Origin of the sequence: Pseudophaeobacter sp. C1-32P7, assembly GCF_041008775.1 — a bacterium.
GTDB classification, from domain to species: domain Bacteria; phylum Pseudomonadota; class Alphaproteobacteria; order Rhodobacterales; family Rhodobacteraceae; genus Phycobacter; species Phycobacter gallaeciensis_A.
This window is the reverse complement of sequence record NZ_JAXGFR010000004.1, coordinates 336,792-363,659: the sequence shown is the minus strand read 5'-3', so window position 1 is coordinate 363,659 and position 26,868 is coordinate 336,792. Positions and strand designations below refer to the sequence as shown.

The following is a 26,868-nucleotide window of genomic DNA, read 5'->3' as shown; positions in this document are numbered from 1 at the left end:
CCTCATCCTCAAAGATGCCTCAGTCTCTCCTGAGCGTCTCAACCGTCTTTCCGATCCGTCATCAGCGTCTCCGCCGCGCCCCGTAGCGCCTCAGCGCCGCCGGTGAAGGGGGTTCTAGTCCCAACTCCAAATACCCGCAACCCCAAAATCAACAAAAACACATTTTTCAGGGAGAAAGATGGAATAACACACAAATACAATGGCTTAAGTGAAGACATCGCGCCAAAGAACTGCCAGTAGCCGCCCCATGCCTGCCCAGCAGACGGACGCGTGGAAAGACTCACTCGCGACAAAACCCCACATCTAGACGAATGCCACAATGAGACCACAAGACACCCGCGACTCGCGGCAGCGACTCGGACTGATATCCGTCGCAAAACAGTCGAATCCTCCGCGTCGGCGGTTCTGCTAACAACCGACGGACCATCGTCTGCAGTCTGGCGGCGACGTCGGAGGATATGCCCCCCCTCCCCTACCGCCGCAGTTACCTCTGCGGCGTGGCGCGAGGATCCACTTGGCCAAGCGGGACCGAATGCGCATAGTGCAGGCATGAAAGCAGCTGCAATCACCATGGTGCACAAGGACTACTGGGCTTTGCGCCAGTGGTACCGGCATTATTCCAACGCCCTCGGGGCTGAGAATCTCTTTGTCGTCGCCCATGGGCCGGACCCGGTGGTGCAGGAGATTTGCCCGGCAGCATCGGTCATCACGATCCCTCGGGACCGGTTGCAGGGGTTCGATCATTGGCGCGGGCGTCTTCTGAACGGAATTCAGCGCGGCCTGCTGGAGATCTACGACTGGGTGATCCGGACCGATGCGGATGAGCTGATCTGCGTCGACCCGCAACTCTGGTCCTCTCTGCCGAAGATGCTGGCCGCACAAGAGGCCAGCGCCATCTTTGCCCTTGGGGTGAATGTCTTTGCACCAGATGGGGCATCCGGCTCGCCTCTCTATGACGGTGTGTTCTCCGGGCATTACAGCAAGGCCTGGGCCGTGCGTCAGCCGCATGACCTGCGGCGCCACGGGGTACAGGTGCGGCCAAGGCGGCTGGCGGAGTTTCCCTATTGCATGCCACGCGGCGTCTATCTTGCGCATCTGAAGTTCGCCAACCGGCAGGCGGCGACCGAGATGGCCGACATCCGAACCGAAGTTGCAGGCGCAGAAGGCACCGGGACGCCCGGCAAGGCCTGGAAGCAAGCACATCAGGAAATGGCAGCGCAATTCGCGGCCCTTGCCGCTCTGCCACTGTCGCCCTGGGAGAAAGCAGAGGCAGCGGCCTGGGACGCGTTGCAATCGCCGGTGCGGGACGAGGGGATCTCGGTCCTGCGCAGCAAGAGCCTGCGGTTTGACAGCAGGGTGCATCTGCCGGATTGGTTTCCGCCCCGCGGAGACTAAGGGCAGAGGCTAGCCCTGCCCTTTCGCTCTTTCCCTTACAGGTCGACCTCGATGGTGCCGTCCTTTTGTGCTGCACGCGATTGGCACAGGATGACCGCGCCTTTGCGCTGCGCCTTGGACAAGACGAAATCCCGGTGCTCGACCTCTCCGGAAAGGAGGTCACATTTGCAGACCCCACAGATCCCGTCGGCACATTTCACATCGACGCCGATCCCGGCCTCTGCCAGCACATCGGTCGCGCTTTTGTCCGCCGGGACGTGCAGATCCCGCCCAGACTTGCGCAGGCGCAGTGTGAAGGGGTGGTTTTCATACTCGGGCACCTCAGGGACCGAGAAATACTCTATATGCCGCGCCTCCTCGGCAAAGCCCTGGCGCTCGGCGGCCTCAAGCACCCCCTGCATGTAGCGATCCGGGCCACAGGTGTAGACGTGGTACCCTGCCTGATAGCCCGCCAGAACCTGATCAAGATCGGCCCGGGAGCCTTCCTTCGAGACATGCACATGGACGCGATCCGCCCAAGGCACCTGCGCAAGATCTGACAGATATCCCGCCGCTGTGCGGTCGCTTATGGAATAGTGCAGCTCGAACGGGCGGCCCAGCGCATGCAGACGATGCGCCATCGCGATCATCGGGGTGACGCCGATGCCGCCGCCCATCAGGAAGGACTTCGCAGCGCCCTCCTCCAACGGGAAATGGTTGATCGGCTTTGAAATAAAGATCCGGCGCCCTTCGGTAAAGATCCGGTGCAGCAGTTTAGAGCCGCCCCGCCCGGCATCCTCGCGCAGGACACCGATCTGATACTTTGACCGGTCGGCAGGATCGCCCGACATGGAGTACTGCCGCAAGAATTCCGGCGCCACGACGATGTCGAGATGCGCCCCGGCGGTCCATTCCGGCAGGTCGCTGCCATCGGGGCTGCGGAATTCATACTTGGTGACATCGGCGCTCATCTCTTCGACCTTGGAGACGATCACCTGCAGCACGGGACTGTCCGCGTCGTTGGAATAGATGTGATCCCAGGCCCCGGTTTCCCCGCGCGCCCGGCGGGATTGATATTCTTCGGCGGTGACCATCGCCTGATAGGCCTCGATCCCGGCCTCCCGGTCCATCGGGAACGGATAGGGCCAGGGGTGCGGCGCGAGCGGCGCGGGATAGACCGCAAGAGTCTGATCCTCGTATTTCAGATCGAGATCCTTTTGCAGGCCGCGGGCATTGACCGGGTGGCGAGTCGGGCGATAGCCACCGTCCTCTTCCAGCTCCAGATCCCACCACCATTTCTTGGCCGGATTCATCTCACCATTGCCCAGTGCATCGTCCAGTTTCGCCAGCGCAGGCGCCGCCTTGGGCAGATTCATCGCCGCCCAGCGGAAGGGTTTTTCGGCAAAGATCCCCTCAAGGTTCCACGGGCAGGTCTTCATGCAGCGCCCGCACATGGCGCCGCCCGGCGTGGTGATCCGATATGTGGTGCATTTCTGGCTGTCGCTTTTCCAGATCTCATAGCCGTTGAACATCAGCTTGGGTCCGGCCGTGATCGCCCCCGAGGGGCATTCGCGGGCGCATTTGTTGCAGCTCTCGCAAAAGGACTGCAGGCCAAAGTCGATCGGCTTGTCATGCGCCAGCGGCATATCGGTGGTCACCACCCCGGATTTCAGGCGCGGGCCAAGGAAGGGATTCAGGATCACCTCGCCAATGCGGCTGACTTCCCCCAGCCCCGACAGCAGCAAAAGCGGCGGTTGCAGGACCTCGCCGTCCATCACGGTGTGTGCCTTGGCCTTGTAGCCAAGGTTGCGGATCTGCCGCGCGATCACCCCGCCCAGCAGGGAAAACCGCAGATAGGCCCGCATGGATTGCGCCACCGCGATCCAGTCATCACCCGATGTGCCCTCGGTGGTGTCAAAGCCCTGATCGACGATCATGCTGATGGCCTGATCGTGGTCGGGCACGATGGGCGTGCCGGTCGCGTCATGGCTGTACCAGGTCCAGTCGGGGCAGCGGCTGATGCCGACCGCGTCGATCCCCAGCCAGTAACTGGCCGCCTTTACGTTGGCGGCGTTGCGCTCTGCATCCGCGGGACGCGGTCCTCGCGCGGGTTCACCATCCTGCAACAGGACAAAGGCCCCCAGCATCCGCCGCTGCGCCATCGATGGCGCCGCCTTGCGCGCATAAAGCCCACCGGTCGCGGCCTTCTGATTTGCCTTGCCCATGTCGCCGAACTGGCTGCGGGCAAACATGTCGGCGCGTTTGGGAACGCGGGCCACGCGCGCCTCGTCGATATAGGTGGTCGGCGTCTCAACCCGCTTCAGGGTTTCAAAGGGATGCGGCCCATCCTTGAAATCCCGCGCCGCAAAGGGATCCCCATTCAGCGCCGACCGTTCCGAGCCAAGGCCAAGCCACCATTTCGGCCCCTTGGTAGAAAGGCCCGGCTGCTGATCGCCGGGCGCCAGCGGGCGATCCATCGCAAGGTCGAAATCGGTGGTCACCACCGCAAGGCCAAAGCGATCCCCCAGATAGGGATTCTGCAAACGGGAGCCATTCACCGTTGCCAGCCCCGCAGCCACGGCCAACTGATTGAGATCAACATCTGCCGAAGTGCCGGTATGCGCTTTTGCGTCCCAGCCCAGAAGGCGAATGTAATTGGCCAGCACCACGGCGGTTTCGCTGGCCCGCAGGCAGGCGCGGTGATGTTCCGCATCGTGCAGCCAGTCGCAGCCATCCTCACCCGGATGCGGGTCGCGCGGCATCTCGTAAAGAAAGGTGATCGCACGGGTATGCCCGCCGATCCCACTGGGCGGCGCCTGCATGGCATCGCGCAGATCCGCCATGATCATATCAATGCCCGAAGCCAGCGTCTTGGTCTGCTTGGTCTTCAGATCATGGGCCAGCCGGTCGATATCCGGATTGCGATAGGGTTGCTGCAGATGCGCCGACTGTGGCACCGGGCCGATCCCGACCATCGCAGCATCAGCAAAATAGCCAAACGCCTTGATATGATCTGCCCGCACCTGGGGATCCTCCGGGCAGCCTGCCTGCGCCTTGTTGACCAGTCCATCCCGGATGGCGTCCATCATCGCCTGATAATCGCCCATGGCGTTGACGATCGACCCCGGCAGATCCGGGCGGCTGAAGGTCAGCGGCTGAAACGGAGGCACCGCAGTGAGATCCGGCATCCTGCCCCGCGCCAGCCGCTCAAGCGGGAAAGGCCCCAGATGAACGGGCCGGTCACGAGTAGAGAAGAAGCGCATCGCCATAACACCGGATCCTGCTGTGAATGAAAAAGCTGCGCAGTCTATACCGCAGGTACAGGCCTATCGGTAGCAGCCAATATCCAATTTCACAGAAAATCCACTTAAATCACTGATTCTTTTAAGAACAATAATAAGAGAGGTGCCAAATGGCGCAGCTCTCCACTTCTTATCAGGCCGACGGCCAAGCGACGGATCAGCCCGTGCGGCCGTCGAAACGGCGGACATCCACCCCGCCTTCGGTCAAGCTGGCACGCACCGCGCGGGCCAGAGACACCGCCGTCGGTGTGTCCCCGTGCAGGCAGATCGTGTCGATGGCGGTCGGGATACGCTTGCCGCTTTCGGTGATGATCGCGCCTTCCGTGACCATCTGCAGCATGCGCGGACCGGCCAGTTCCGGATCATGGATCACCGCGCCCGGCTGACTGCGATCAACCAGGGTGCCATCGTCGTTATAGGCGCGGTCCGCGAAGATCTCGCCACACCAGTTGCAGCCTAGGTCCCGCACCACCTCTTCCATGGCCGTGGCCGCAAGCACCATGATGATGATGTCCGGATCCACCTCCAGTGCCGCCTGATAGCAAGCCCGCGCCATATCGTAGTCGGTGCAGGCCATGTTGGACAGGGCGCCGTGCAGTTTCAGGTGCCGCACCTCGGTGCCCAGCGCCGCCGCCATGCCACGCGCGGCGCCCAGCTGATAACGCACCAGATTGCCCAGCGTCTCATGCGGCACATGCATCCGGCGGCGGCCAAAACCCTGCAGATCCGGAAAACCGGGGTGCGCGCCGATGCCGACGCCATTGTCGCGGGCCAGCCCCATGGTACGCGCCATCACATCCGGATCGCCGGCATGGAACCCACAGGCAATATTGGCAGAGGACACCACGTCCAGCAGCGCCTGATCATCGCCCATATTCCACGGGCCAAAGCTTTCGCCCATATCCGCGTTCAGATCGACAGTTTTGCTCATGTATCGCCTCCAATGGCAAAGGGGTCGGCCAAAGCAGAGACCGCACCGCTGACAAGTTGATAGGACAGAAGGTCCTGAATATCTGCGGGATCCCGCAGCAGAGGATGGCAACCGCCCGGCAAGGCGCGCAGCGCCCGGTCATATGCGTCCTGAATCTGCAACCCCTCCTCCAGCGAGACCCAGCGGAACCTTATCGACGCGCCCGCCTGCGCCTGCGCCACCTTGGGCAGATCGCAAGGCAGGACTGTCCCGATCCTCGGGTATCCGCCAGTGGTCTGGGCCTCACGCAGCAACACGAAGGGTTTACCGTCGCCGGTCATCTGCACATCACCGGGCACGATCACTTCGGACAGGATGTTGAGCTGCCCGGCAGCCGCAAAGCCCTCCCCTTCAGACAGCATCTCAACCCCCATCCGGTTGGCCCGGCTGCCCCGGGTGAACTCTGTCTCCGCGAAGCGGTTGCGCACATCGGGTGGGAACAACGCGCTCTGGAAACTCTCCACGATGCGTAGCTCGCCGCCCTGAAACCGGTCTTCCGCAGCAAGGGTCAGCCCCGTTTCGCCCGGTGCATCCGGGCCGACAGGCAACAGATCATCCACGGCGACTGCCCGGCCCAGCCCCGCCGCCACATGGGCGGATCGGGAGCCAAGCGTCGGCTCCGTATCGATACCGCCCCCTAGGTGCAGATAGCCATAAACACCGCGCCGGGCCGGGCCGATGTCCAGCCGCTGTCCAGCCTCGATCCGGTGGCTGGCGTTCCACGCCAGCGCCGCCCCATCCAGCGTCGCGGCCATCGGTGCCCCGGTCAAGGCAATGCGCAGGGGCGCTGTTGCTTCGAAAGTGCCACCCATGCCGCCCATTTCCAGCGCGGCCAGCCCCGGATCCTGCCGCAGCAAGGCAGCGCCCTCAGCCAACGCCAGCACATCGGCAGCGCCGCCGCGCGACACACCTTGATCCAGTAGACCCGGACGCCCGCCGTCCTGCACCGAGGCCGCCGGGCCGATTTTCAGCACCTTCAGCGCGCTCATGCCGGGATCTCCTCTGCGATGGCGCCGCCCATGGCTGCATCACTCTCTCGCAGTTTCAGGAAATCAGCGCGCGAGACCGGTTCGAACTGCAACTCATCCCCCGCCTGCAGCGCAAAGGGCGCTTCGGCTTCGGGGCGGAAGATCATGAAACCCGTCTGTCCGACATGGCGCCAGCCTGTCGGTGTGGCAGAAGAAAACAACACGAACTGACGGATCGCCAAGACCAGCGCACCGCGCGGCACCATCGGCGTCAGCTCGGTCTGGCGCGGTAGATCCCATTCAGGTCCCAGCGGGCCCAGATAAGGCTGCCCCGGCGCAAAGCCGATGGTCAGAACCCGCACCCGCGCCGATCCCAGACTGTCGATGGCCTGTGCCTCGCTCATCCCCGCAGCATCTGCGGCCTCTGCCAGTTGCGGCGCCAGATCGGTGCCATAGACGGTGGGGACCCGCCAGAACCTGCGCCCGGGCGGCAGCGCCTGCTGATACCAATCCCGGGTACTCAGCTCTTCCTCAAGCCGGGCCTGTAACCTGTGATGATCAAGGATCGCGGGATCGAAACGGATATAGACCGAGGCCAGCGAGGTTGCCGTTTCAAGCACGCCATCAAGGCCCAGCGCCTCAAGTCGCTGACGAAAGGCAAGTGTCGCCCGGTTCGAAGGCTCACTCAATGCATCGGCAAAGGTCACCAGCATACCCGTCAGGCCGACCGTGCGGATCATTGGGAAATCCGAAGCTACGTGCGAAGTCATCCATGCCCCCTGTTTTGCGCGCAAACGTTGCGGCGCAGGGCGGGAGTGTCAACACAGCAGTTTCAATCCTCGCCGGGGATCAGGCCCCCGCGAGCCCCCCCCGCCCCTATGACAGGAGACATCTCCGTGCCAGCCAAGACAAGGCGGCGCGTGTCAATCAGAGGGTTCAGAAATCTTCCCAGCGCACAGCCTCAGCCGTGGCAGCGTTCCCGACCGCGACCGGCGCGGCGGGCCTTGGCCGGGGAGCGGAAGCCTTGGCCGAGGGGCCTTTCCCAGAGCTCTCACCCTTGGTTTCCATGCCGATATCCGGACGCGTCTTGAAGGACTGCACCTCTTGCATCAGATGCGACGCATCGTTGGACAGAATCTGTGTCGCGGCCGTCGTCTGCTCCACCATGGCCGCGTTCTGCTGGGTCACCTGATCCAGCTGCGAAACGCCGGCACTGATCTCGACCAGAGTGGTGGACTGCTCTGAAGCGCCGGTGGCGATCTCGGAAATGTGACCGGAGATCGTCCCCACCGCATCGACGATTCGCTTCAGTTCCTCGCCGCTGCGGCCGACCAGATCGACGCCAGTGCCGACGTTGTCCTTGCTCTCGTCGATCAGTTGTTTGATTTCACCCGCCGCCGTCGCCGACCTTTGCGCCAGCGCCCGGACCTCTGCTGCAACAACAGCAAACCCACGCCCTGCGTCTCCGGCACGGGCGGCTTCAACCCCCGCATTCAGCGCCAGAAGGTTGGTCTGGAAGGCGATCTCGTCAATCACAGTGATGATCTTGGCGATCCGCTCGGATGAGTTTTCGATCGCGGACATGGCGCCAATGGCATCGGATACAACCCGCTCGCTCTGCACGGCGACAGACTGCGTGTTGCCAACAATTTCCTCGACCTTGCGCGCGCCTTCAGCAGCAGCGCGCACGGTCGATGTCAGCTGTTCCAAAGCCGCCGCCGTCTGCTCCAGCGTGGCTGCCTGGCTTTCGGTGCGATGCGACAGATCGGTGGACGACTGACTGATCTCGGATGCGGTCTGCTCCACCGCGAAGGACACATTCTTGACCGGGTTAACGGCCTTTTCCAGCTGTTCCATGGAGCGATTGAAGGCCTTGGCGATTACCACCGTGTCTTCCGAGCTGCGTACATTGACCCGCTGACGCAGATCCCCCTCGCTCAACGCCTGAAGTCCGGCGGCAACCTCCTGCAGGGCACGACGGCGGGCTGTGACATCGGTTGCAACCTTGATGACCTTTTCGGTCACACCATCGGCACCAACCACAGGTGCATAGGTCGCTTGGATCCACACCACCGACCCATCCTTGGCAAGCCGGGGATATTGATCCGACATGTTGCGCCCGGCTCGCAGCGCCGTCCAGAACTGTGCATAGTCCCCGCTTGCCGCAAATTTCGAATCCACGAACATCGCATGGTTTTTGCCGACAATCTCGTCGAGCTGGTATCCCAGCAACGAAAGAAAATTCTCGTTCGCAGAGATGATGGTTCCGTCAGCTTTGAACTGGATAACCGCCTGAGTCCGCTCGATCATATCCACGAGCACGCGATCCATTTCCGATCTTTCGGGCGCTGCCCGCGTCCTACCTTTAAAAAACACTCCAGCGCTCCGCGATGAGTTGGATTGGTTGTGTACTGAAAGCTCAAACTATCCGGAAATCTCTATCTAAACTTTAACGCTTGCAGAAAATCCGCGGTGCAAAAGAATAGCTCACGCTTCGACGGGATAGATGCCGACGGGAAAATGCGGCATGCCCGCTCCACTGCGAGAGGGCGTCTCTTCGACACCGGAAAAAGTAAAGGGGAGAAGAGAAGCAGTGGCGGACCGAGGAGGATTCGAACCCCCGACCCCTTGATTCGTAGTCAAGTACTCTATCCAGCTGAGCTATCGGTCCACTGCTGCGGGATTTAAGGCTCCCAGACGAATGCGGATCTACCATTCGTCTAACCTGCGCCGTCCACACCATTTTCAGTGTTTCAGGTAGTGGCGGACCGAGGAGGATTCGAACCCCCGACCCCTTGATTCGTAGTCAAGTACTCTATCCAGCTGAGCTATCGGTCCACTGGTGGCGGGGTTTAATGTGACCCGCAGATAGGCGCAACCCCAAAAACGAAATTAGTTTCAGCGCACCCGCACGGACGCGTGAGCGACTTAAAACGCGCCGTCTCCCTTGGGCAGGCAGATCTCAAAAACTGTGCCCTCCGGGCCAGTCTGACGCATATAAACGGCGCCGCCATGGCCCCGCGCCAATTCCTGCGCGATGGCAAGGCCAAGGCCACTGCCCCCCTTGCGCGCGCCACCCTGGAACGGGGTGAACAGGTTGTCCTGCGCCTTTTTTGGCAGCCCCGGCCCGGTATCGGTGATCCGGATTGTCCAGGCGTCATCCTCTTCGCTGGCGGTGATTTTGACCTGCCCCGGCTTTCCGGTCGCGGCAATGGCCTGGCGGGCGTTGCGCACCAGGTTCATCACGATCCGGTAGAGCTGCTCCTGATCTGCCCGCACAGTCAGTCCAGCCGGGACCGCGGCCACGATCTCGACCTCTCCACCGCTGGCTGCCAGTGTCTCGCTTTCGGCGACATCACAGGCGATCTCATGCAAGGAGACGAAAGCAAATGTTGGCGCGGGTTCTTCGGCACGGCCAAAGGCCAGCGTGCCTTCGCACAGCGAAACGGCCCTTGTGATGGAATTCACCAGCTTGGGCGCCAGCCTGCGCACCAGTGGATCCTCGCTGGTTTCGATGCGGTCGGTGAACAGCTGCGCTGAGGTCAGGATATTGCGCAGATCGTGGCTGACCTTGGCCACCGCTCCGCCCAGCTGCGCCAGCCGTTCTTTTTGCTTCAGCGCGTGGGTCAGCTCGGTCTGCAGCTTCATCAGCGCCTCTTCGGCTTCGCGTAGCTCAGTTACGCCTGCGTTTGGCTGGATGATTCCCCGCGCATCCTCGGGCGCGGCTGCATAGCGCTGCATATAGCCCACAACGCCCTTGATCGGGCGCACCAGAAACACCCGCACTGCCATGAACAGCAAAAGCGCCGTAAAGACCGAGATCACCGCCGACAGGATCAGAATGCGAACGCCATAATCGATCATCGCCGACCGCAGAGGCGCGGTCTCCATGGTGATTTCGATCAGCAGCCCGGCATCTCGCACCGGCGCGCCAATGACCCGGATAATGCGGTTTCCGGGCGTCACCATACGCGTCATCGCATCGGAAATGAGCGTGAACGGCCCGGCCATGCGCAGATCAAAGGTGCCTTCGATCGGCTGCGGAATCGGCGAGGACAGCACCAGTTGGCGCATCTCGTCCCGGCGCAGAACCACGTTGAAGACTCCGGCATTCGCCAGAAGCTCCTTCTCCAGCTCCGAATCCAGCATATCATCGGCCAGAAGCGCCAGCGAAGCGAGCTGCGCCCGCTCCAGACGGTCCGACAGGTAATCCAGCCGAAACCGGGAAATGGAGGGCACGAAGATCAGCACCTCGGCCAGCATTACAAAGACCGTGGTCAGAACCAGAAATCTGCCCGACAGCGTATTCAGCATTTCGCCCCTTCCGGCTTAGGGGATCCAGCGCTGTACGAACCGGACCACGCGTTCAACCTTGGGATTATCAAATAGACGAGGAGAGAAATAGGCCCCCGCGACCCGTTTGTTAACCTCACCAATCGTCGGATAGGGCGAGACCATGGCCGCGACCTGGCTCATCTTCATATTATTGGCCAGAACAAGCGACCAGAGGTTGATCAGCTCGCCTGCCTGATGGCCGACAATCGTGACCCCCACCGGACGGCCCTTGACCACCATCGCCTTGATGAAACCCTTCGCCTTGCGCTCGGCAAGGGCGCGGTCGTTGTGGCTGAAATCAAACCGCGCGATCTCCAGCTGGCTGCCGTGTTTCTTCCGCGCCTCTGCTTCGGTCAGGCCGACCTGCGCCAGTTCCGGGTCCGTATAGGTGGCCCAGGGAATATGGGCGGTCTTTGCCTTTGACGGCAGCCCGAACAGGACAGAGCGGATGATCACCCCGGCATGATATCCCGCCACATGGGTAAACTGCAGCCCCCCGGCCACGTCACCGATGGCATAGACGCGGCGATTGGTGGTGCGCAGGCTGTCATCGACCTTGATCCCGGAGCGCGTGGTCTCGATCCCCGCTACGTCCAGGTTTAGCCGCTCCGTATTGGTCTTGCGCCCGACCGCCACCAACAGATGCGTACCTTTGAAGGTGCGGCCATCCTTTGCTTCAACTTCAATAGCCCCCGCCGCGCCGCGAATCTCACTGGCCAGGGCCTGTTCGGCAATCTCAACGCCTTCGGCGCGCAAGTGATCCAGCACCAGGGTTGCGGCCTCAGGATCATCTTTGGCCAGCGCGGTGTCCCCTTCAATCACGGTCACCTTGCTGCCCAGACGCACATGCGCCTGCGCCATTTCCAGACCGATGGGACCACCGCCGATGATCAGCAGATGATCCGGGCGTTCGCGCAGGTCAAACAGGGTTTCATTGGTTTCAAACGGCACCTGATCCAGCCCAGGGATTGGCGGCACCAGCGGCGACGATCCCGTGGCGATCACCACGCGGCGGGCGCTAATGACGTGATCGCCCGCCTCCACCTCGCGCGGAGAAATGAACCGCCCGAAGGCACGGATCACCCGCACCCCGAACCCTTCGAAGCGCTCCTGACTGTCGACCGGTGCAATGGTGTCGATCACATCCTGAACATGATCCTTGGCCGCCGCGTAATCCGCCTGCGGCACCTGATCCGCCACCCCAAAGGCCGCGGAATGCGCGGCGCCATAGGCCGCCTTGGCGCTGGCCAGCAGCGCCTTTGAGGGTACGCAGCCGTAGTTGAGGCAATCGCCGCCCATCTTGTGCCCCTCCAGAAGGACCACATCGGCGCCCATCTGGCTGGCCCCGGCCGCGACAGACAAGCCGCCTGACCCGGCCCCGATGACCAGCAGATCACATTTAATACGCTGCATGATCATGCCTCCGGCGTTTTGCCTGCACCCTTGCGGCGCAGCGATTTGACGATGATTGGCATGGCCGCCAGCACACAAAGCCCCAGAATCGGGCCGATCACGTGCGGCTCCCACAGGAGCGACAGGTCTGGATCCTCGCCTCGGTCGAACACGGCGCCGACACCAACACCGATCCAGGTAAAGACGATGGCCCCCGGGATGATTCCCACCGCCGTCGTCCACAGGAAGTTTCCGAACTTTACCCCGACCATGGCGGGCAGCAGGTTGGCCACGAAAAACGGTACCGCCGGAACAAGGCGTAACAGCAGGAGCACCTCAATCTCGTTTTCCCGCAGCGCCTGTTTCAACATTTGCACGCGTCCTTCGGCGGCTTCGAAGCGGGCCGAGAGTGTTTCGCCCAGCCCCCAGCGCGCCGCCAGGAAGATGCCTGCTGCACCGATGGTGGCCGAGACCACATTGAGCGTGGTCCCGGTGGCAAGGCCGAACAGGAACCCGCCGGTCACCGAAGCAACAGCGGCGCCGGGCAGCGAAAACACGACCATGACGATGTAAACGGCCGCAAAAACCGCCGCGAGGCCGATCAGATTCTCATCACGGAACTGCAACAGCGCCTCCCGATTGTCCCGAAGCGTGTCGAAGGTAAGGTAATCCTTCAGCGTCACGGCTCCGATCACCGCGACCACAGCCACGATAATCAAAGGCAGGTGCCGCGCGATGCCCGGCTTTTTGAGGTCTGTCATCTTGCTCTCACCCATGTCTTGGCTGTTCGGCAGGGCACGGCCACCCGGGGTGGTCCTCCCCCCTTGATCCGCCTGCCCCGGCGCCTTTTGCTGCTCCGGTGCATTTTTCTATGATCAATATGGCCCCGGCACGAGCCTGACGCATAGCAGTTCACGGGCGCTTGATCACCGGACATTTTTCGTGAGAAATCCACTAGTCCGCATGCGCGCCCTGTAACAATCCCACCGGTTTTCGTGACACGACAGCGCCGCAGCCCCCCGAATTTTGACATAAATATTGCATGAGGGGACGAAAAGCGGCGAAAACACCGGCCAATGGGTTTGACTTGCAGCCCGATCCCTTCTAATGACCGGGCTTCGAGATTTGACCCCGGGAGGCGATTCCACGCCCTGCCCGTAGATACAATGTGGAGACCGGAGCGATGAAACGCACCTATCAGCCTTCGAACCTGGTTCGCAAACGCCGCCACGGCTTCCGTGCGCGCATGGCCACCAAGGCAGGCCGCAAGATCCTGAACGCACGCCGCGCACGTGGCCGGAAAGAGCTGAGCGCATAAACCGCGCTCACTGCTTGATCCGCGTTGACGGTATGACACCGCCGAAGGCCCCCAAAGACGGCTCTGCCGACGACCGGGACACGCCTTCGGCGGTTTCCGTTTGTTCAGACGGCGCCGAATCCCCGCAAGGGATCGAGGTGCTGACCAAGCGCCGCGAGTTTCTTGCGGCTGCGCGCGCGCGTCGTCAGGGCAGCAAGGGCATGATGGTCCAGGGTCGCAACCGCCGGGATACCGGCGGCATTCGCGTTGGCTTCACCTGTTCAAAAAAGGTCGGCAATGCCGTTGCCCGCAACCGGGCCAAACGCCGACTGCGCGAGGTGGCTCGGATGATTCTGCCCAGTCACGGTCGCCCCGGCTGGGATTATGTGCTCATTGGCCGCGCCAATGAAACCGCCCAGCGCCCGTTCGAAGAGCTGAAACGCGACCTGATCTACGCCCTGAAGAAGATTCACGGCTGATCCTGTCTGCGGGGCCTTCCCCGGGCCCAACCTGCTTCCTATCTTGATCAACATGACCTTCTTTGCCCGCATCCTTGCCCTGCCCGTGCGCGCCTATCGGCTGATCTTCAGTCCCTGGGTCGGTTTTAACTGCCGGTATCAACCCACCTGCTCGGCCTATGCGCTGGAATCGCTGGAAAAACACGGCGCGGTAAAGGGAACATGGCTGACCCTGCGGCGAATCGGCCGCTGCCATCCCTTGGGCGGAGATGGCTACGATCCGGTCCCGGGCAGCGATCCAGAGCACGAGACCGAACAAAAGAGCAAGTCACAGGGTTGAGGGGTTGCTATTCCCCGCCCAGTGCCCACGACAGGCACTGTCGGCTCAAAACCTTGTGCCCCGCTTTTTTCTTGGCAAAGCCGTTTTGACAGGCTACGGGGCCGTCATGCTTGATGATGATCTGGACGAAATCCATCCGCTCTTTGCCGGTGCGCCCTCCACCACCGAATTCAAAAAGCTGCGCAAACGCATAGTCCGCTATGCCCGCGAAGCGATTGATCAATACGGCATGGTGGAACGACGCACGGACGGCACCACGCCGCGCTGGCTCGTCTGCCTCTCCGGCGGCAAGGACAGCTACACCCTGCTTGCGGTTCTATATGAACTGAAATGGCGCGGGCTGTTGCCGGTGGACCTTCTCGCCTGCAACCTGGATCAGGGGCAGCCGGGTTTTCCGGCGACCGTTCTGCCGGAATTCCTTGAAAAGATGGGCGTTCCGCACCGGATCGAATATCAGGACACCTACAGTATCGTCGTCGACAAGGTGCCACAGGGGCGGACCTATTGCGCCCTGTGCTCCCGCCTGCGCCGGGGTAATCTTTATAGGATCGCGCGCGAGGAAGGCTGCTCCGCAGTTGTGCTGGGGCACCACCGCGATGACATTCTTGAGACGTTCTTCATGAACCTGTTTCATGGCGGGCGACTGGCCACCATGCCGCCCAAGCTGGTCAATGAAGAGGGCGACCTTTTCCTGTTCCGCCCCCTGGCACATGTGGCCGAGGCGGATTGCGAGAAATTTGCCAAGGCGATGAACTACCCGATCATCCCCTGCGACCTGTGCGGAAGCCAGGACGGCCTGCAACGCCAGCAGGTCAAACAGATCCTGGATCAGTGGGAATCAAACAGCCCCGGGCGCCGTCAGGTTATGTTCCGGGCCCTGATGAATGCACGTCCTTCGCATCTTCTTGACCCGAAACTGTTCGATTTTGTAGGGTTGAGCGTGAAAAACCCATCAGAAACAGAAGATTTGGACAAGATTCCCGTATTGCGTTAACTCCGCAGTCAGAAGCGGATCATAGTCTTTACATGCACCCCTGTGCAGAAGGTGAAAGGTCCGCTCATGCCAAAACTCAATTCAGGTCTGCTGACGCACATCCGGAGAAAGATCGCTCCTGCGTTGTTCACGCCTCCTGTCTTGGCGTTTCTGCCTGCCCTGACACTGGCGACCTTCTGGATTGGCGGCGAGGCTGCGCTGCTTTGGGTGGCCCTCGGCCTTCCCATTCTCTTCGCAGCCCTCGGCGGCTTTGACCGCTCACGTAATCGCGGCACACCCCGGGATAGCATCACCGGCATGATGCTGCGCGAAGGGTTCGAACTGGGTGTGCGCGACGTGTTCGAGGATACCTCTGATACCGGGCTGCGCTCGGTGATCTACATCATCGAAATCGACGATTACAAAAACGTGGTGGATCGCTACGGTCAGGAAGCCGGCGATCAGATCATGCAGCGTTGCGGCGACCGCATCGCCAGCACCCTGCGCAACAAGGATATCGTGGCACGGATCGGCGACAGCAAATTCGGCATCTGCCTGACACCCGTGTTGCAGCTGGACCTGGAATCCTGCGTGCAGCTGTCCGGCCGCATGCAGGCCTCGGTCGAAGAACCGATCTCGCTTGATGGCACATCGGTTTATATCTCCTGCTCCATCGGGTTCTGCCTGCGCAGCCGTGCGCCGGGCACCAAACCTTCCGACTGGGTCGCTGCCGCCGCCACCGCGCTGGCCGAGGCGCAGCAAAACGGCCCCTCGGGCATCCGGGTCTATTCCGCAGATATCTATCACCGCACCAAAGCGCGCTGTAATCTGCGCGACGAAGTTGCTGAGGCGCTGGAAACCGGTCAGATCATGCCCTGGTTCCAGCCCCAGATCTCAACGGATACCGGACGAGTGTCCGGGTTTGAGGCGCTGGCCCGCTGGATGCATCCGGTCCGCGGCCTGATCCCGCCGCATACTTTCCTGCCCGCGCTGGAAGAGGCCGGGCTGATGGAGCGGCTGAGCCAGGTCATGCTGTTCCACTCTCTCACCGCCATCAAGGCATGGGACGCGGCTGGTGTGGAGGTTCCCTCTGTCGGGGTGAACTTTGCCACCCAGGAACTGCGCAACCCCGGCCTTGCCGACAATATCCGCTGGGAACTGGAACGCTTTGGCCTGTCGTCGGACCGCCTGTCGGTCGAAATTCTGGAAACCGTCATGACGGACCAGCCCGACGATGTGGTGACCCGTAATATCGCAGCGCTGAGCGCCATGGGCTGCCGGATTGAGCTGGATGATTTCGGTACCGGCCATGCCTCGATCTCGGCGGTGCGGCGCTTCAATATCTCCCGGATCAAGATCGACCGCTCTTTCGTGATGAAATCGGACCGCGATCCGGAGCAGCAGAAACTGATTGCTGCGATCCTGACCATGGCCGAACGTCTGGACTTGGAAACCCTGGCCGAAGGCGTCGAAACCGTGGGCGAGCACGCACTGCTGTCGCAACTGGGCTGTGACCATGTTCAGGGCTTTGGCATCGGCCGCCCGATGCCCTTTGACCAGACTCTGGACTGGATCACCGCGCATCAGTCCAAACTGCAGGACGCACCGGCCATTGGACGGCAAAACCCCTGATTTTTTGGATTTCCCGGCGCCGGGGGCGGAATGCCGCCCCTGTTTTCCCGGATTCCGCTTGACCTTTGGGGTCCACCTCTGTTGAACCACACCCTGTCATTCCATGCACGAGGTGGCGGTCCCCAATGGACGATCAGAACAAGAATCTCATTCTCGCAACAGCACTCAGTTTCCTGGTGATCCTTGGGTGGTACAGCTTTTTCCCGCCGCCGGAACCGGAGCCTGCTCCGGAAACCGTGGCGAATGAAACGGCTCCTGCGGGAGACACGGCAGCTGCGCCCGGCGCAACCCAGCCCGATACCGCAGTCAGCACCCAGCCCAGCGAAGAGGCCCAGGCCCCCGACGCTCCGCGCCTGACCATCGATACCCCGCGCCTTGCGGGCAGTATCTCGCTTCAGGGTGGGCGGATCGATGATTTGGCGCTGAAAGACTACCACGTCGAGCTGGCAGAGGACTCCGACATCGTGCGGGTCCTGTCCCCGGTGGGCGAGGACAATGCCTTTTACGCGCTTTATGGCTGGGCACCGGGCACCGGGCTTGGCTTTGACGATGTTCCGGGCGCCAATACCGTCTGGTCTGCGGACGAAGGCCAGGTTCTGACACCGGACAGCCCGGTGACCCTGACCTGGGACAACGGCAAGGGCCTGACCTTTACCCGTACCGTCGCAGTGGATGAGGATTATCTGTTCTCGGTCACCCAATCGGTTCAGAACGCCACCGGCGCCACCGTGGCCCTGGCCCCTTATGGCACCCTGGCGCGTCACGGCGAACCTGCGAATCTGAAAAACTTCTTCATCCTGCACGAAGGCGTCGTCGGCATGGCCGACGGAGAGCTGGCGGAAATCGACTATGGCGACATGGCCGATTTCGACCCCGATCCGCGTGATGGATCGCGCGCCGAGGTCAAGCAGGTCGAATCCAACGGCTGGCTCGGCTTCACCGACCACTACTGGATGTCCACGCTGATTCCCGAACCCGGTCAGGGCTTCCGCTCGATCGCGAAATACGACGAGCGGCGCGAGATCTACCAGACCGACGTCGTGCTGCCGACCGCGACCCTCGCCGATGGCGAAAGCAGCGAAGTCACCACCATGCTGTTTTCCGGCGCCAAGGAATGGGCGACCATCCGTGGCTACCAAAAAGACGGCATCGAAGGCTTCCTCGACAGCATCGACTGGGGTTGGTTCTTCTTCCTGACCAAACCGATCTTTGCCGTCCTGCACTGGCTGCACGCGATGATCGGCAACATGGGCTGGTCCATTATCGGCCTCACCATCTTCATCAAGATCCTGGTCTTCCCGCTGGCCTATAAATCTTATGCCTCGATGGCGAAGATGAAGGAACTTCAGCCGCAGATGGAAAAGCTGAAGGAGCGCGCCGGCGACGACCGTCAGAAGCTCCAGAAGGAGATGATGGAGCTTTACAAGAAGGAAAAGGTGAACCCCGCTGCGGGCTGCCTGCCGATCCTGATCCAGATCCCGATCTTCTTCTCGCTCTACAAGGTGATCTTCGTCACGCTGGAACTGCGGCACGCGGCCTTCTTTGGTCCCTTCCAGGACCTCAGCGCGCCCGATCCGACCTCGTTGATGAACCTCTTCGGCCTGCTGCCGTTCTCTGGCCCCGAGCCCGGAACCATCTTTGCCACCGTGTTCATCGGGATCTTGCCCATCCTTCTGGGTGTGTCCATGTGGCTGCAGCAGAAACTGAATCCGGCGCCCACCGATCCGACGCAAAAGATGATCTTTGCCTGGATGCCTTGGGTGTTCATGTTCATGCTTGGCGGTTTTGCTTCGGGTCTGGTGGTTTACTGGATTGCGAACAACACCATCACCTTTACGCAGCAGTATCTGATCATGCGCAGCCACGGGTATAAACCGGACGTGTTTGGCAATATCAAATCCAGCATGAAACGCGCACCCAAGACGGAAGACAAATGACAGACACCGTTACAGAAATCTGGCGCCACCCGGTCAAATCACACGGCCGGGAAGCGCTGGAAACGGTAACACTGACCGCCGGGCAGACCATGCCCGGCGATCGTGTTTGGGCGGTGGCGCATGAAGCCTCTACCGCCGATGGCAGCGCATGGGTGCCCTGTTCCAATTTCAGCCGTGGCGCCAAGGCACCGCAACTGATGGCGATTGATGCCAGCTATGACGAGGCCACCGGTCGCGTCACGCTCAGCCATCCCAACCGGGGCGAGCTGGCCTTTGATCCCGACGCCGCAGAGGACCTGCCCCGGTTTCTTGATTGGGTGGCCCCACTGATGCCGACAGAGCGCGCCGCCTCGGCGCGTATCGTTCGGGTGCCGGGGCGTGGCATGACAGACACCGATTTCCCCTCGGTGTCGCTGTGCAACCTTGCCTCGCACCGCGCGGTCGAGGCGGCGATCGGTCACGAGTTGTCGCCGCAGCGCTGGCGCGGCAACATCTGGTTCGATCTGGGCACGCCCTGGGCCGAAAACGAATGGCTGGGCCGTGAGGTCCAGATCGGCGAGGCGGTCTTTGCGGTGCGCGAACGCACCCGCCGCTGCATGGCGACAACCGCCAACCCGGCCACCGGCGAACGCGATGCCGAAACGCTGAAGACCCTGAACAGTGCCTTTGGCCATCAGGATTTTTCAGTCTATGCAGAGGTCGTGCGCGGCGGAACTATCCGCCTTGGCGATCTGGTAAAGGTGCTCTGATGCAAATGCAATTTTCCCTGGCCGAAGCGCCGGACGAGGCAACCGCCGAAAAGGGCCGCAAACTCTTTGCTGGTCAATCCGAATTCCTGAAAGGCGTGGTCGCCATGTCGGGCCTGCCCGAAGCCGACCGGGTCGAGGTCTGCTTTGCCGGCCGCTCCAACGTAGGCAAATCCAGCCTGATCAATGCGCTGACCGGCACCAAGGGGCTGGCGCGAGCCTCCAACACCCCAGGCCGCACGCAAGAGATCAACTATTTCACCCAAGGTCCCGATCTCTACCTCGTCGACCTGCCGGGCTATGGCTATGCCAATGCACCGCTGGCGGTGGTCGAAAAATGGCAGAAACTGCTGAAACGCTATCTCAGCGGGCGTCAAACCCTGCGCCGCGCCTTTGTGCTGATCGACAGCCGCCACGGCATCAAGAAGGTCGACGACGAGATCATGGCGCTGCTGGACAGTGCTGCGGTCACCTTCCAATGCGTGATGACCAAGGCCGACAAGGTCAAGGCCAAGGATCTGGACAAGGTGATGGAACAGGTGCGTGGTGCCCTGTCCAAACACCCCGCAGCCTATCCTGAAATCGTGATGACCTCTTCTGAGAAGGGCGAGGGAATCGCCACGCTGCGCTCGATCATCTCCGGCATCGACTAAGCCGCTCGGCGCCCGTCAGACGTGCTGGGCGCCGTTCACCTCGATCTCCGCTCCGGAGATATATGAGCTGCCTTCAGAGCAGAGGAAGTAGATCGCAGAAGCGACTTCCTCGGGCTGGCCCAGACGCTGCATCGGCAGTTTTTCCACGATATGTTCGGTCCCCGGTGACAGGATTGCCGTTTCCACCTCTCCCGGAGCGATGGCATTGACCCGTACGCCGAGCGGGCCGAAGTCATGCGCCATCTCCCGCGTCAGTGCTGCCAAGGCTGCCTTTGACGTGGCATAGGCCGCCCCGGCGAAGGGGTGCACCCGGCTGCCCGCGATTGAGGTCACGTTGACCACGGAGCCCTTGGCGGCTGCCAGTTCATCCTTCAACCCCCGCGCCAGCACCACCGAGGCAAAGAAATTGACGTGGAACACCTTGCCCCATGTCATCAAATCAGTGTCGAGCGTGTTCAGCCGTTCGCCATTAGGCCCTTTGGGGGAAATCCCCGCATTATTGACCAGTGCATCCAGCCGCCCGTTCAGACGCTCCTGAATGACCCCAACCGCATTAATGGTGTCCGAGGGGTCCGACAGGTCCAGTTGCACGTGATTCTCTTCTCCGCCGCCCCAGGGGCATTCCTGCGGAAACGGGTGGCGAGAACAGGTGATCACCCGCCAGCCTTCGGCATTGAAATGCCGCACGGTGGCATGGCCAATGCCGCGGCTGGCTCCGGTCAGCAAAAGGGTCTTCTGGCTCATGGGGTGGGTTCCGGTCTGAGGGCTCTACGGCCTGACCCTATCATTCCCGCACCGCGCTGCAACGGCGCACTTGGCACAGGGCGCAGAACCGCGTAACACCACTTGCCAGAGGGACCCAGCCATGAAGAAGCAAGATATGAACCGCGATTGGATTGCAACCGCCGAGACACTGTCCAGCGCCCTGCCCTATATGCAGCGCTATGACGGTGCCATCGTCGTGATCAAGCTCGGCGGACACGCCATGGGCAGCGACGAGGCCATGGAAACCTTTGCCCGCGATATAGTGCTGATGCGACAGGTCGGAGTGAACCCGGTCATCGTGCATGGCGGCGGTCCAATGATCAACGCAATGCTGGACAAGCTTCAGATCAAGTCCGAGTTCGTCAACGGCAAGCGGGTCACCGACAAGGCCACGATGGAAGTGGTCGAAATGGTCCTGTCCGGTCTTGTCAACAAACGCATCGTTCAGGCGATCAATGCGCAGGGCGGTATGGGTGTTGGCCTGTCAGGCAAGGACGCGGATCTGATCACCTGCGAAGAGACCAACCCGGATCTGGGATTCGTCGGCACACCGGTAGAAATGAATCCAGCGGTGCTGCACCACCTGTTCGAGAATGACATCATTCCTGTCATCGCTCCGATCGGCGCGGGCCGCAACGGCGAGACTTTCAACATCAACGGCGACACCGCCGCCGGGGCGATTGCCGAATCCCTCAACGCTGATCGCCTGCTGCTGCTGACGGATGTGTCCGGCGTGAAAAACGCCAGCGGCGAAGTGGTTACCGAGCTGAAGGCCGCTGATGTCGAGGAAATGACAAAGGCAGGCGTCATCGCAGGCGGCATGATCCCGAAGACGGAAACCGCCCTGTCAGCGGTCCGAAACGGTGTCCGGGCCTGCACCATCGTCGATGGACGGGTGCCGAATGCGGTGCTGCTGGAGCTGTTCACCGATCATGGCGCCGGGTCAATGATCCGGGCCTAACCCGCACGGGTGACATCAAGACAGTATTGAAACCGCCCCTCCCCCGGGCGGTTTTTCTTTGGGATCACGGGTCCAGAGGCTACATTTGGCTACCATCACCCAGGGAAGCCTATGACATCCGCACCCAGCTATCAGGAGATCGAGCGCGCCGCCAAACACCGCGACCTTGCTGTGCTTGGCGCCCTACACCCGCGCCATAGCCCAGTTCAGGGCCTGACGGGCGGTACCCTGGTCCTCTTGGGCCTTCTGGGGCCGGAATGCTGGCCCCGCATCACCGGCGCGCCGGAGTTCAGAGATGCTGCGGACGATCCGCTGGACCGCTGGTCTGAGCGGATCATCGACGCCTTGGCGACAGATACCGGAGCCACCGCCCACTACCCCTTTGGCGGGCCGCCCTATACGCCCTTCATCAACTGGGCGCTGGCCTCGGGGCGGGCTTTCACATCCCCGTCGCACATGCTGGTCCATGATACGGTTGGCATGATGATCTCGTACCGGGGAGCGCTTCACTTGCAGCAGGAGATCGATCTACCACCGCCTCCTCTGGCGCAGTCCCCCTGCGACAGCTGCGTGGCCAGACCCTGCCTCAGCACCTGTCCGGTGCAGGCGTTGGTGGCGGGTGGCCCCTACGGTGTTACCGCCTGCCACAGCCATCTGGACACCCCGGAGGGCGCTCCTTGCCTTGAAAACGGCTGCCTTGCCCGGCTTGCCTGCCCCCTTAGCCAGGGGGCCAGTCGCGACCCGGTGCAATCGGCCCATCACATGAGCTATTTTCACAAGACATGACCTGCACACTTATTCTGACCCGCCACGCTAAATCCGCCTGGGACACCAGCGCCCCCAGCGACCATGCCCGCCCGCTGAACAAACGGGGCCGCGCCTCGGCCGAGGCATTGGGCGACTGGCTGCGGGACATCGATCAGTTGCCGGGACAGGTGCTTTCTTCCTCTTCGCAGCGCACGCGGGAAACCTATCAGTTGATGGATCTCTTCGCCCCGGCTGTCTTTACCGAACGACTGTTCCACGCCAGCCCGGAGATCATCTTTGAGGTTCTGAAACAGGCCGAACATCCGCGAACCATGATCCTGTGCCACAACCCGGGCATTGCCGCATTTGCCCATGCCATCGTAAGCCATCCGCCAGACCATTCGCGATTTGACGACTACCCCACCGGCGCCACGCTGATCGCCCGCTTTGACATCGACCGCTGGAGCGATCTGACCTGGGGCAGCGGCAAGGTGGTGGATTTCATCGTGCCACGCGAACTTTTGGGCGCCTGAGCCCCCACAATAAGAAAAACCCGCCGGAATATCCGGCGGGTTTCTTATTGGCGCAATGATCGGGAAGATCAGTGACCCAGGATCTGGCTCAGGAAGAGCTGGGTACGTTCGCTTTGCGGGTTGTTGAAGAAGGCTTCCGGCTCATTCTGCTCAACGATCTGACCCGCATCCATGAAGATAACCCGGTTCGCCACCTGACGGGCAAAACCCATCTCGTGGGTCACGCAAAGCATGGTCATGCCCTCTTCCGCCAGTTCGATCATGGTGTCGAGCACCTCTTTGATCATCTCGGGGTCAAGCGCCGAGGTTGGCTCATCGAACAGCATGATGCGCGGCATCATGCAAAGGGAGCGCGCGATCGCCACACGCTGCTGCTGACCACCGGACAGCTGGCCCGGGAACTTGTTGGCTTGATCGGGGATCTTGACCTTTTCAAGGAAATGCATCGCCCGCTCTTCGGCTTCCTTCTTGGGCGTCTTGCGAACCCAGATCGGCGCCAGCGTGCAGTTTTCCAGAATGGTCAGATGCGGGAACAGGTTGAAGTGCTGAAAGCACATGCCAACCTCGGACCGAATCTTGTCGATGTTCTTCAGATCCGACGACAGCAGCGTGCCATCCACGGTGATCGCCCCCTGCTGGTGTTCTTCCAGCGCGTTGATGCAGCGGATCAGTGTCGATTTACCAGAGCCGGACGGGCCGCAAATCACGATCCGTTCGCCCTCATAGACCGTCAGGTTGATATCGCGCAGCACGTGAAAGGAGCCGTACCACTTGTTCATTCCGTCAATGGTGATCGCGACTTTGTCGGATACCTGCATTTGTGAAGTGCCAGTCATGTCTTGGCCTCCTTATCGGTGATCGGTCGCAAGGCGGCGTTCCAGCCATTGCGAGTATTGTGAGATGCCGTAGCAGACGACAAAGAACAGAGCGGCAGCGAAGCCCAGAAGCTCCCAGTAGACGCCATTCCATTCGGTCGAAGCGAGGATCGGTCCGCGGATCATACCCACCAGGTCGAACATCGAGATGACCGACACCAGCGTGGTATCCTTGAACAGACCCACGGCCACGTTGACGATGCCCGGGATCGAGATCTTCAGCGCCTGCGGCAGGATGATCAGACGCATCGCCTGCGGGTAATCAAGCCCCAGCGAATCCGCAGCCTCATACTGCCCTTTGGGCAGGGCCGCGAGACCACCACGGATCACCTCGGCGATGTAGGCCGCGGAGAACATAGTGATCATGATGACCACACGCAGGAACAGGTCCACAGTGGCATCAGGCGGGAAGAAATAGGCCAGCATCACCGACGCCACGAACAGCAGCGTGATCAGCGGCACACCGCGCACGAACTCGATGAAGACCACGCAGATCCATTTGATCAGCGGCATGTCAGACTGACGGCCCAGCGCCAGGGCAATGCCCAGCGGCAGGGACAGCGACACACAGGTCACACCCAGCATCAGGTTCAGCATGAAGCCACCCAGATCACGCGAAGGCACCGCTGGCAGCATCGCATTGTCCGACGCCCCTTCGGGGATCAGCAAGCTGCCCAGCCACCAGATGATCAGGGCTGCAGCAATGCCACCAAAGAAGCCCGCGGCGAAGGAACCCCGTCCATAGATCTGGAACACCACGCCGCCAACAATGAACCCCAGAAGGGCCAGGATCGGCGCCATGATTGTGCCACCCCAGATCAGCCAGAAGGCAATAAAGGGATAGAGCGCGGTGAAGATCAGCATCTTGCGGGGTAAATCGAAGAACAGCACTGGCGCAATCGCCACCAGCAGCAGAACCAGCGCCAGGTTCGGGCGCCAGTAGAACTCTGCCGGGTATTTGAACCCGTAAAGAAGCTGGTGCCAGCGTTCGGTCAGAACCGAGAAACAGGCCCCGACCTTGCCATCCAGAACCTCGCGGCACTCATTCAGCGAGTTGGTCGTCCACACGCCATTCACCAGCCAGGGCACGGTGTTCTGCAGGATCATGTAGATCAGGGTCAGCGCCACAAGGGTCAGGATCCCGTTGGGAATGCTGGAGAACAGGTTTTCCCGCAGCCACCTGACCACGCCAGCCTGGCTGGCAGGCGGCGGTGAGGGCGGAATGGTGCCTTCGGCGACAAAGGCAATCTGATGGGTTGTCTTGTCACTCATGGCTTAGCGCTCCTTCAGCTTCACGGAGGCGTTGTAGATGTTCATCACCATCGAGATGACCAGTGATGCCGTGAGATAGAACAGCATCAACAGGAGCACGCATTCGATCGCGCGTCCGGTCTGGTTGAGGGTAATGCCGCCCAGGGTCGCGGTGATATCCGCATAGCCCACGGCGATCGCCAGCGAGGAGTTCTTGGTGATGTTGAGATACTGCGAAATCAGCGGCGGAATGATCACCCGCAGCGCCTGAGGCAGAATCACCAGGTTCATGATGCGTCCGGGCCGCAGTCCCAGCGCGGCCGCCGCTTCGGTCTGGCCCTTGGAGATCGCCTGGATCCCTGCCCGCACGTTCTCGGCGATAAAGGCACCGGTGTAGACCGAAAGTGCGAACCACAGTGCGATCAGCGGACCGCCGATCTTGATACCGCCCTGGAAGTTGAACCCTTTGAGTGCGGGAACTTCCCAGGTCAGCCCCATGATGAGCATCAGCAGGATGAATGGCACCAGCCAGACGCCCAGCACCATCAGCAGCGTCTTGGGGCGCACGCCGGTGGCTTCCTGTTTCGCGGTCGCCCAGGTCTCGATCCGGCGGGTGACGAACAGCGAGCCGATCAGAACCGCCAGCACCAGAACCCAATTGAGGGCGGTGGAAGCAAACAGACCGCTCTCGAACCACGGCATCGGAATGTAGACACCCCGGTTAGTGAAGGCGAAGAGATCCAGTAGCATCGTCGAATCCGGATTGTCACCGCGGAAGGCCCGCGGTCCCGGCAATACGGCGGTCATGATCGTAAAGATGATGATGATCCAGATCAGAACCGGAATGTTGCGGAAGATCTCGACGTAGACCGCCATCAGCTTGGAGACGAGCCAGTTGTTGGACAGGCGCAGAACGCCGGCGATCACGCCGAAAATCGTCGCCGTAACGCAGGCAAGGAAAGCAACCAGAAGCGTATTCAGAACGCCCACAAGGGCGGCACGCCCGTGGCTGTCCTGGTTGTCATATTCGACAAGCCGCTGGTTGATATCATAGCCGGCGGGATTGCCCAGAAAGTCATAAGAGATGTTGAGGCCCGCGGCGCGCAGGTTCTGGATCAGGTTATTCCCCAGATACCAGATCGAAAGTGCAAGCAGGAGCGCGGCAATCGCCTGAAAGGTCAATGAACGATAGCGGGTATCGTTGATCAACATAGACAGCCGGAACCCGTCCTGTGGAGGGTCAGAGAGAGTTGACATGTAAAGAGATCCCCGAGGCTACAGATCTGTGTCCCGGCAGGGTTTTCCCCTGCTCCGCAGAAATCCGAAGCTCATTTTTTTCAGATAGGAAAAGGGCGCAGG

24 protein-coding genes and 2 tRNA genes are annotated in these 26,868 nt (G+C 61.3%); 12 read left to right on the top strand and 14 right to left on the bottom strand.

Annotation, left to right across the window (positions count from 1 at the left end; genetic code table 11):
- Window positions 1-549 precede the first annotated feature (549 nt).
- Window positions 550-1,395 (top strand): glycosyltransferase family 2 protein, encoded by an 846-nt coding sequence (locus SM763_RS08575; RefSeq protein WP_368998227.1) that lies wholly within the window; start codon window positions 550-552, stop codon window positions 1,393-1,395.
- 35 nt (window positions 1,396-1,430) lie between these two features.
- Here SM763_RS08575 and SM763_RS08570 read toward each other — a convergent pair whose 3' ends face one another.
- The 10 genes from SM763_RS08570 to SM763_RS08525 form a co-directional block, all read right to left on the bottom strand.
- A complete protein-coding gene (locus SM763_RS08570; RefSeq protein ID WP_368998226.1) occupies window positions 1,431-4,643 on the bottom strand; it encodes a 2Fe-2S iron-sulfur cluster-binding protein in 3,213 nt (1,070 codons plus the stop codon).
- Between the two features lie 190 nt (window positions 4,644-4,833).
- Window positions 4,834-5,607, bottom strand: a complete 774-nt coding sequence (locus tag SM763_RS08565) for a LamB/YcsF family protein (RefSeq protein ID WP_274831113.1) — start codon at window positions 5,605-5,607, stop codon at window positions 4,834-4,836.
- Window positions 5,604-6,635 carry a 5-oxoprolinase subunit C family protein gene (locus SM763_RS08560; RefSeq protein WP_368998225.1) on the bottom strand — a complete coding sequence of 344 codons (1,032 nt, stop codon included), beginning with the start codon at window positions 6,633-6,635 and terminating at the stop codon, window positions 5,604-5,606. Before SM763_RS08560 ends, SM763_RS08565 begins: the two co-directional genes overlap by 4 nt.
- Window positions 6,632-7,384, bottom strand: coding sequence for a 5-oxoprolinase subunit B family protein (locus tag SM763_RS08555; RefSeq protein WP_274836624.1), 753 nt, complete (start codon window positions 7,382-7,384; stop codon window positions 6,632-6,634). The genes SM763_RS08560 and SM763_RS08555 overlap by 4 nt, the downstream gene beginning before the upstream one ends.
- Window positions 7,385-7,550: 166 nt before the next feature.
- Window positions 7,551-8,990 carry a methyl-accepting chemotaxis protein gene (locus tag SM763_RS08550; protein ID WP_490363269.1) on the bottom strand — a complete coding sequence of 480 codons (1,440 nt, stop codon included), beginning with the start codon at window positions 8,988-8,990 and terminating at the stop codon, window positions 7,551-7,553.
- A gap of 218 nt (window positions 8,991-9,208) precedes the next feature.
- A tRNA-Arg gene (locus SM763_RS08545) sits at window positions 9,209-9,285 on the bottom strand.
- 90 nt (window positions 9,286-9,375) lie between these two features.
- Window positions 9,376-9,452: transfer RNA gene (locus SM763_RS08540), tRNA-Arg, on the bottom strand.
- 90 nt (window positions 9,453-9,542) lie between these two features.
- Window positions 9,543-10,928 carry a sensor histidine kinase gene (locus SM763_RS08535; protein WP_274836227.1) on the bottom strand — a complete coding sequence of 462 codons (1,386 nt, stop codon included), beginning with the start codon at window positions 10,926-10,928 and terminating at the stop codon, window positions 9,543-9,545.
- A gap of 15 nt (window positions 10,929-10,943) precedes the next feature.
- Complete coding sequence (locus tag SM763_RS08530; protein ID WP_368998221.1) at window positions 10,944-12,362, bottom strand: dihydrolipoyl dehydrogenase family protein; 1,419 nt, start codon at window positions 12,360-12,362, stop codon at window positions 10,944-10,946.
- 2 nt (window positions 12,363-12,364) lie between these two features.
- Window positions 12,365-13,102: a TVP38/TMEM64 family protein gene (locus SM763_RS08525; protein ID WP_335645307.1), complete on the bottom strand. Its 738-nt coding sequence runs from the start codon at window positions 13,100-13,102 to the stop codon at window positions 12,365-12,367.
- 422 nt (window positions 13,103-13,524) lie between these two features.
- On the opposite strand from SM763_RS08525, the gene rpmH reads away from it, so the two are divergent.
- The 8 genes from rpmH (at window position 13,525) to yihA (ending at window position 20,377) form a co-directional block, all read left to right on the top strand.
- On the top strand, window positions 13,525-13,659 hold the full coding sequence (rpmH, locus tag SM763_RS08520) for a 50S ribosomal protein L34 (RefSeq protein WP_008554144.1): 135 nt from the start codon (window positions 13,525-13,527) through the stop codon (window positions 13,657-13,659).
- A gap of 32 nt (window positions 13,660-13,691) precedes the next feature.
- A complete protein-coding gene (gene rnpA / locus SM763_RS08515) occupies window positions 13,692-14,117 on the top strand; it encodes a ribonuclease P protein component (protein ID WP_274869100.1) in 426 nt (141 codons plus the stop codon).
- A 52-nt stretch (window positions 14,118-14,169) separates the two neighbouring features.
- Window positions 14,170-14,436 carry a membrane protein insertion efficiency factor YidD gene (yidD, locus tag SM763_RS08510; protein ID WP_274830395.1) on the top strand — a complete coding sequence of 89 codons (267 nt, stop codon included), beginning with the start codon at window positions 14,170-14,172 and terminating at the stop codon, window positions 14,434-14,436.
- 106 nt (window positions 14,437-14,542) lie between these two features.
- The gene (gene ttcA, locus SM763_RS08505) at window positions 14,543-15,430 is read left to right on the top strand and encodes a tRNA 2-thiocytidine(32) synthetase TtcA (RefSeq protein ID WP_065271428.1); all 888 of its coding nucleotides are present in this window, start codon (window positions 14,543-14,545) and stop codon (window positions 15,428-15,430) included.
- A gap of 66 nt (window positions 15,431-15,496) precedes the next feature.
- Window positions 15,497-17,041 carry a putative bifunctional diguanylate cyclase/phosphodiesterase gene (locus tag SM763_RS08500; protein ID WP_065273587.1) on the top strand — a complete coding sequence of 515 codons (1,545 nt, stop codon included), beginning with the start codon at window positions 15,497-15,499 and terminating at the stop codon, window positions 17,039-17,041.
- Between the two features lie 125 nt (window positions 17,042-17,166).
- Window positions 17,167-18,978, top strand: a complete 1,812-nt coding sequence (gene yidC, locus SM763_RS08495; protein ID WP_368998220.1) for a membrane protein insertase YidC — start codon at window positions 17,167-17,169, stop codon at window positions 18,976-18,978.
- Entirely contained in the window at window positions 18,975-19,727 is a 753-nt protein-coding gene (locus SM763_RS08490) for an MOSC domain-containing protein (RefSeq protein WP_368998219.1), read from the top strand. The genes yidC and SM763_RS08490 overlap by 4 nt, the downstream gene beginning before the upstream one ends.
- The gene (gene yihA, locus SM763_RS08485) at window positions 19,727-20,377 is read left to right on the top strand and encodes a ribosome biogenesis GTP-binding protein YihA/YsxC (RefSeq protein ID WP_274836224.1); all 651 of its coding nucleotides are present in this window, start codon (window positions 19,727-19,729) and stop codon (window positions 20,375-20,377) included. Before SM763_RS08490 ends, yihA begins: the two co-directional genes overlap by 1 nt.
- Window positions 20,378-20,392: 15 nt before the next feature.
- Here the strand turns inward: yihA and SM763_RS08480 are convergent, their stop codons facing one another.
- Window positions 20,393-21,121, bottom strand: a complete 729-nt coding sequence (locus SM763_RS08480) for an SDR family NAD(P)-dependent oxidoreductase (RefSeq protein ID WP_368998218.1) — start codon at window positions 21,119-21,121, stop codon at window positions 20,393-20,395.
- A 121-nt stretch (window positions 21,122-21,242) separates the two neighbouring features.
- On the opposite strand from SM763_RS08480, the gene argB reads away from it, so the two are divergent.
- From argB to SM763_RS08465, 3 genes are all read left to right on the top strand, one after another.
- On the top strand, window positions 21,243-22,103 hold the full coding sequence (gene argB, locus SM763_RS08475; protein WP_065271433.1) for an acetylglutamate kinase: 861 nt from the start codon (window positions 21,243-21,245) through the stop codon (window positions 22,101-22,103).
- A 111-nt stretch (window positions 22,104-22,214) separates the two neighbouring features.
- Complete coding sequence (locus SM763_RS08470) at window positions 22,215-22,889, top strand: ferredoxin (protein WP_368998217.1); 675 nt, start codon at window positions 22,215-22,217, stop codon at window positions 22,887-22,889.
- Window positions 22,886-23,383, top strand: coding sequence for a SixA phosphatase family protein (locus SM763_RS08465; protein ID WP_368998216.1), 498 nt, complete (start codon window positions 22,886-22,888; stop codon window positions 23,381-23,383). The genes SM763_RS08470 and SM763_RS08465 overlap by 4 nt, the downstream gene beginning before the upstream one ends.
- Before the next feature lie 68 nt (window positions 23,384-23,451).
- On the opposite strand, the gene SM763_RS08460 is transcribed toward SM763_RS08465, so the two are convergent.
- Genes SM763_RS08460 through SM763_RS08450 form a run of 3 tightly spaced genes read right to left on the bottom strand, consistent with a single transcriptional unit; the run spans window position 23,452 to window position 26,766 of the window.
- The gene (locus tag SM763_RS08460) at window positions 23,452-24,201 is read right to left on the bottom strand and encodes an amino acid ABC transporter ATP-binding protein (RefSeq protein ID WP_490363271.1); all 750 of its coding nucleotides are present in this window, start codon (window positions 24,199-24,201) and stop codon (window positions 23,452-23,454) included.
- Window positions 24,202-24,231: 30 nt separating this feature from the next.
- Entirely contained in the window at window positions 24,232-25,530 is a 1,299-nt protein-coding gene (locus SM763_RS08455) for an amino acid ABC transporter permease (protein ID WP_274834283.1), read from the bottom strand.
- A gap of 3 nt (window positions 25,531-25,533) precedes the next feature.
- Window positions 25,534-26,766, bottom strand: coding sequence for an amino acid ABC transporter permease (locus SM763_RS08450; protein WP_368998214.1), 1,233 nt, complete (start codon window positions 26,764-26,766; stop codon window positions 25,534-25,536).
- Window positions 26,767-26,868: the final 102 nt, after the last annotated feature.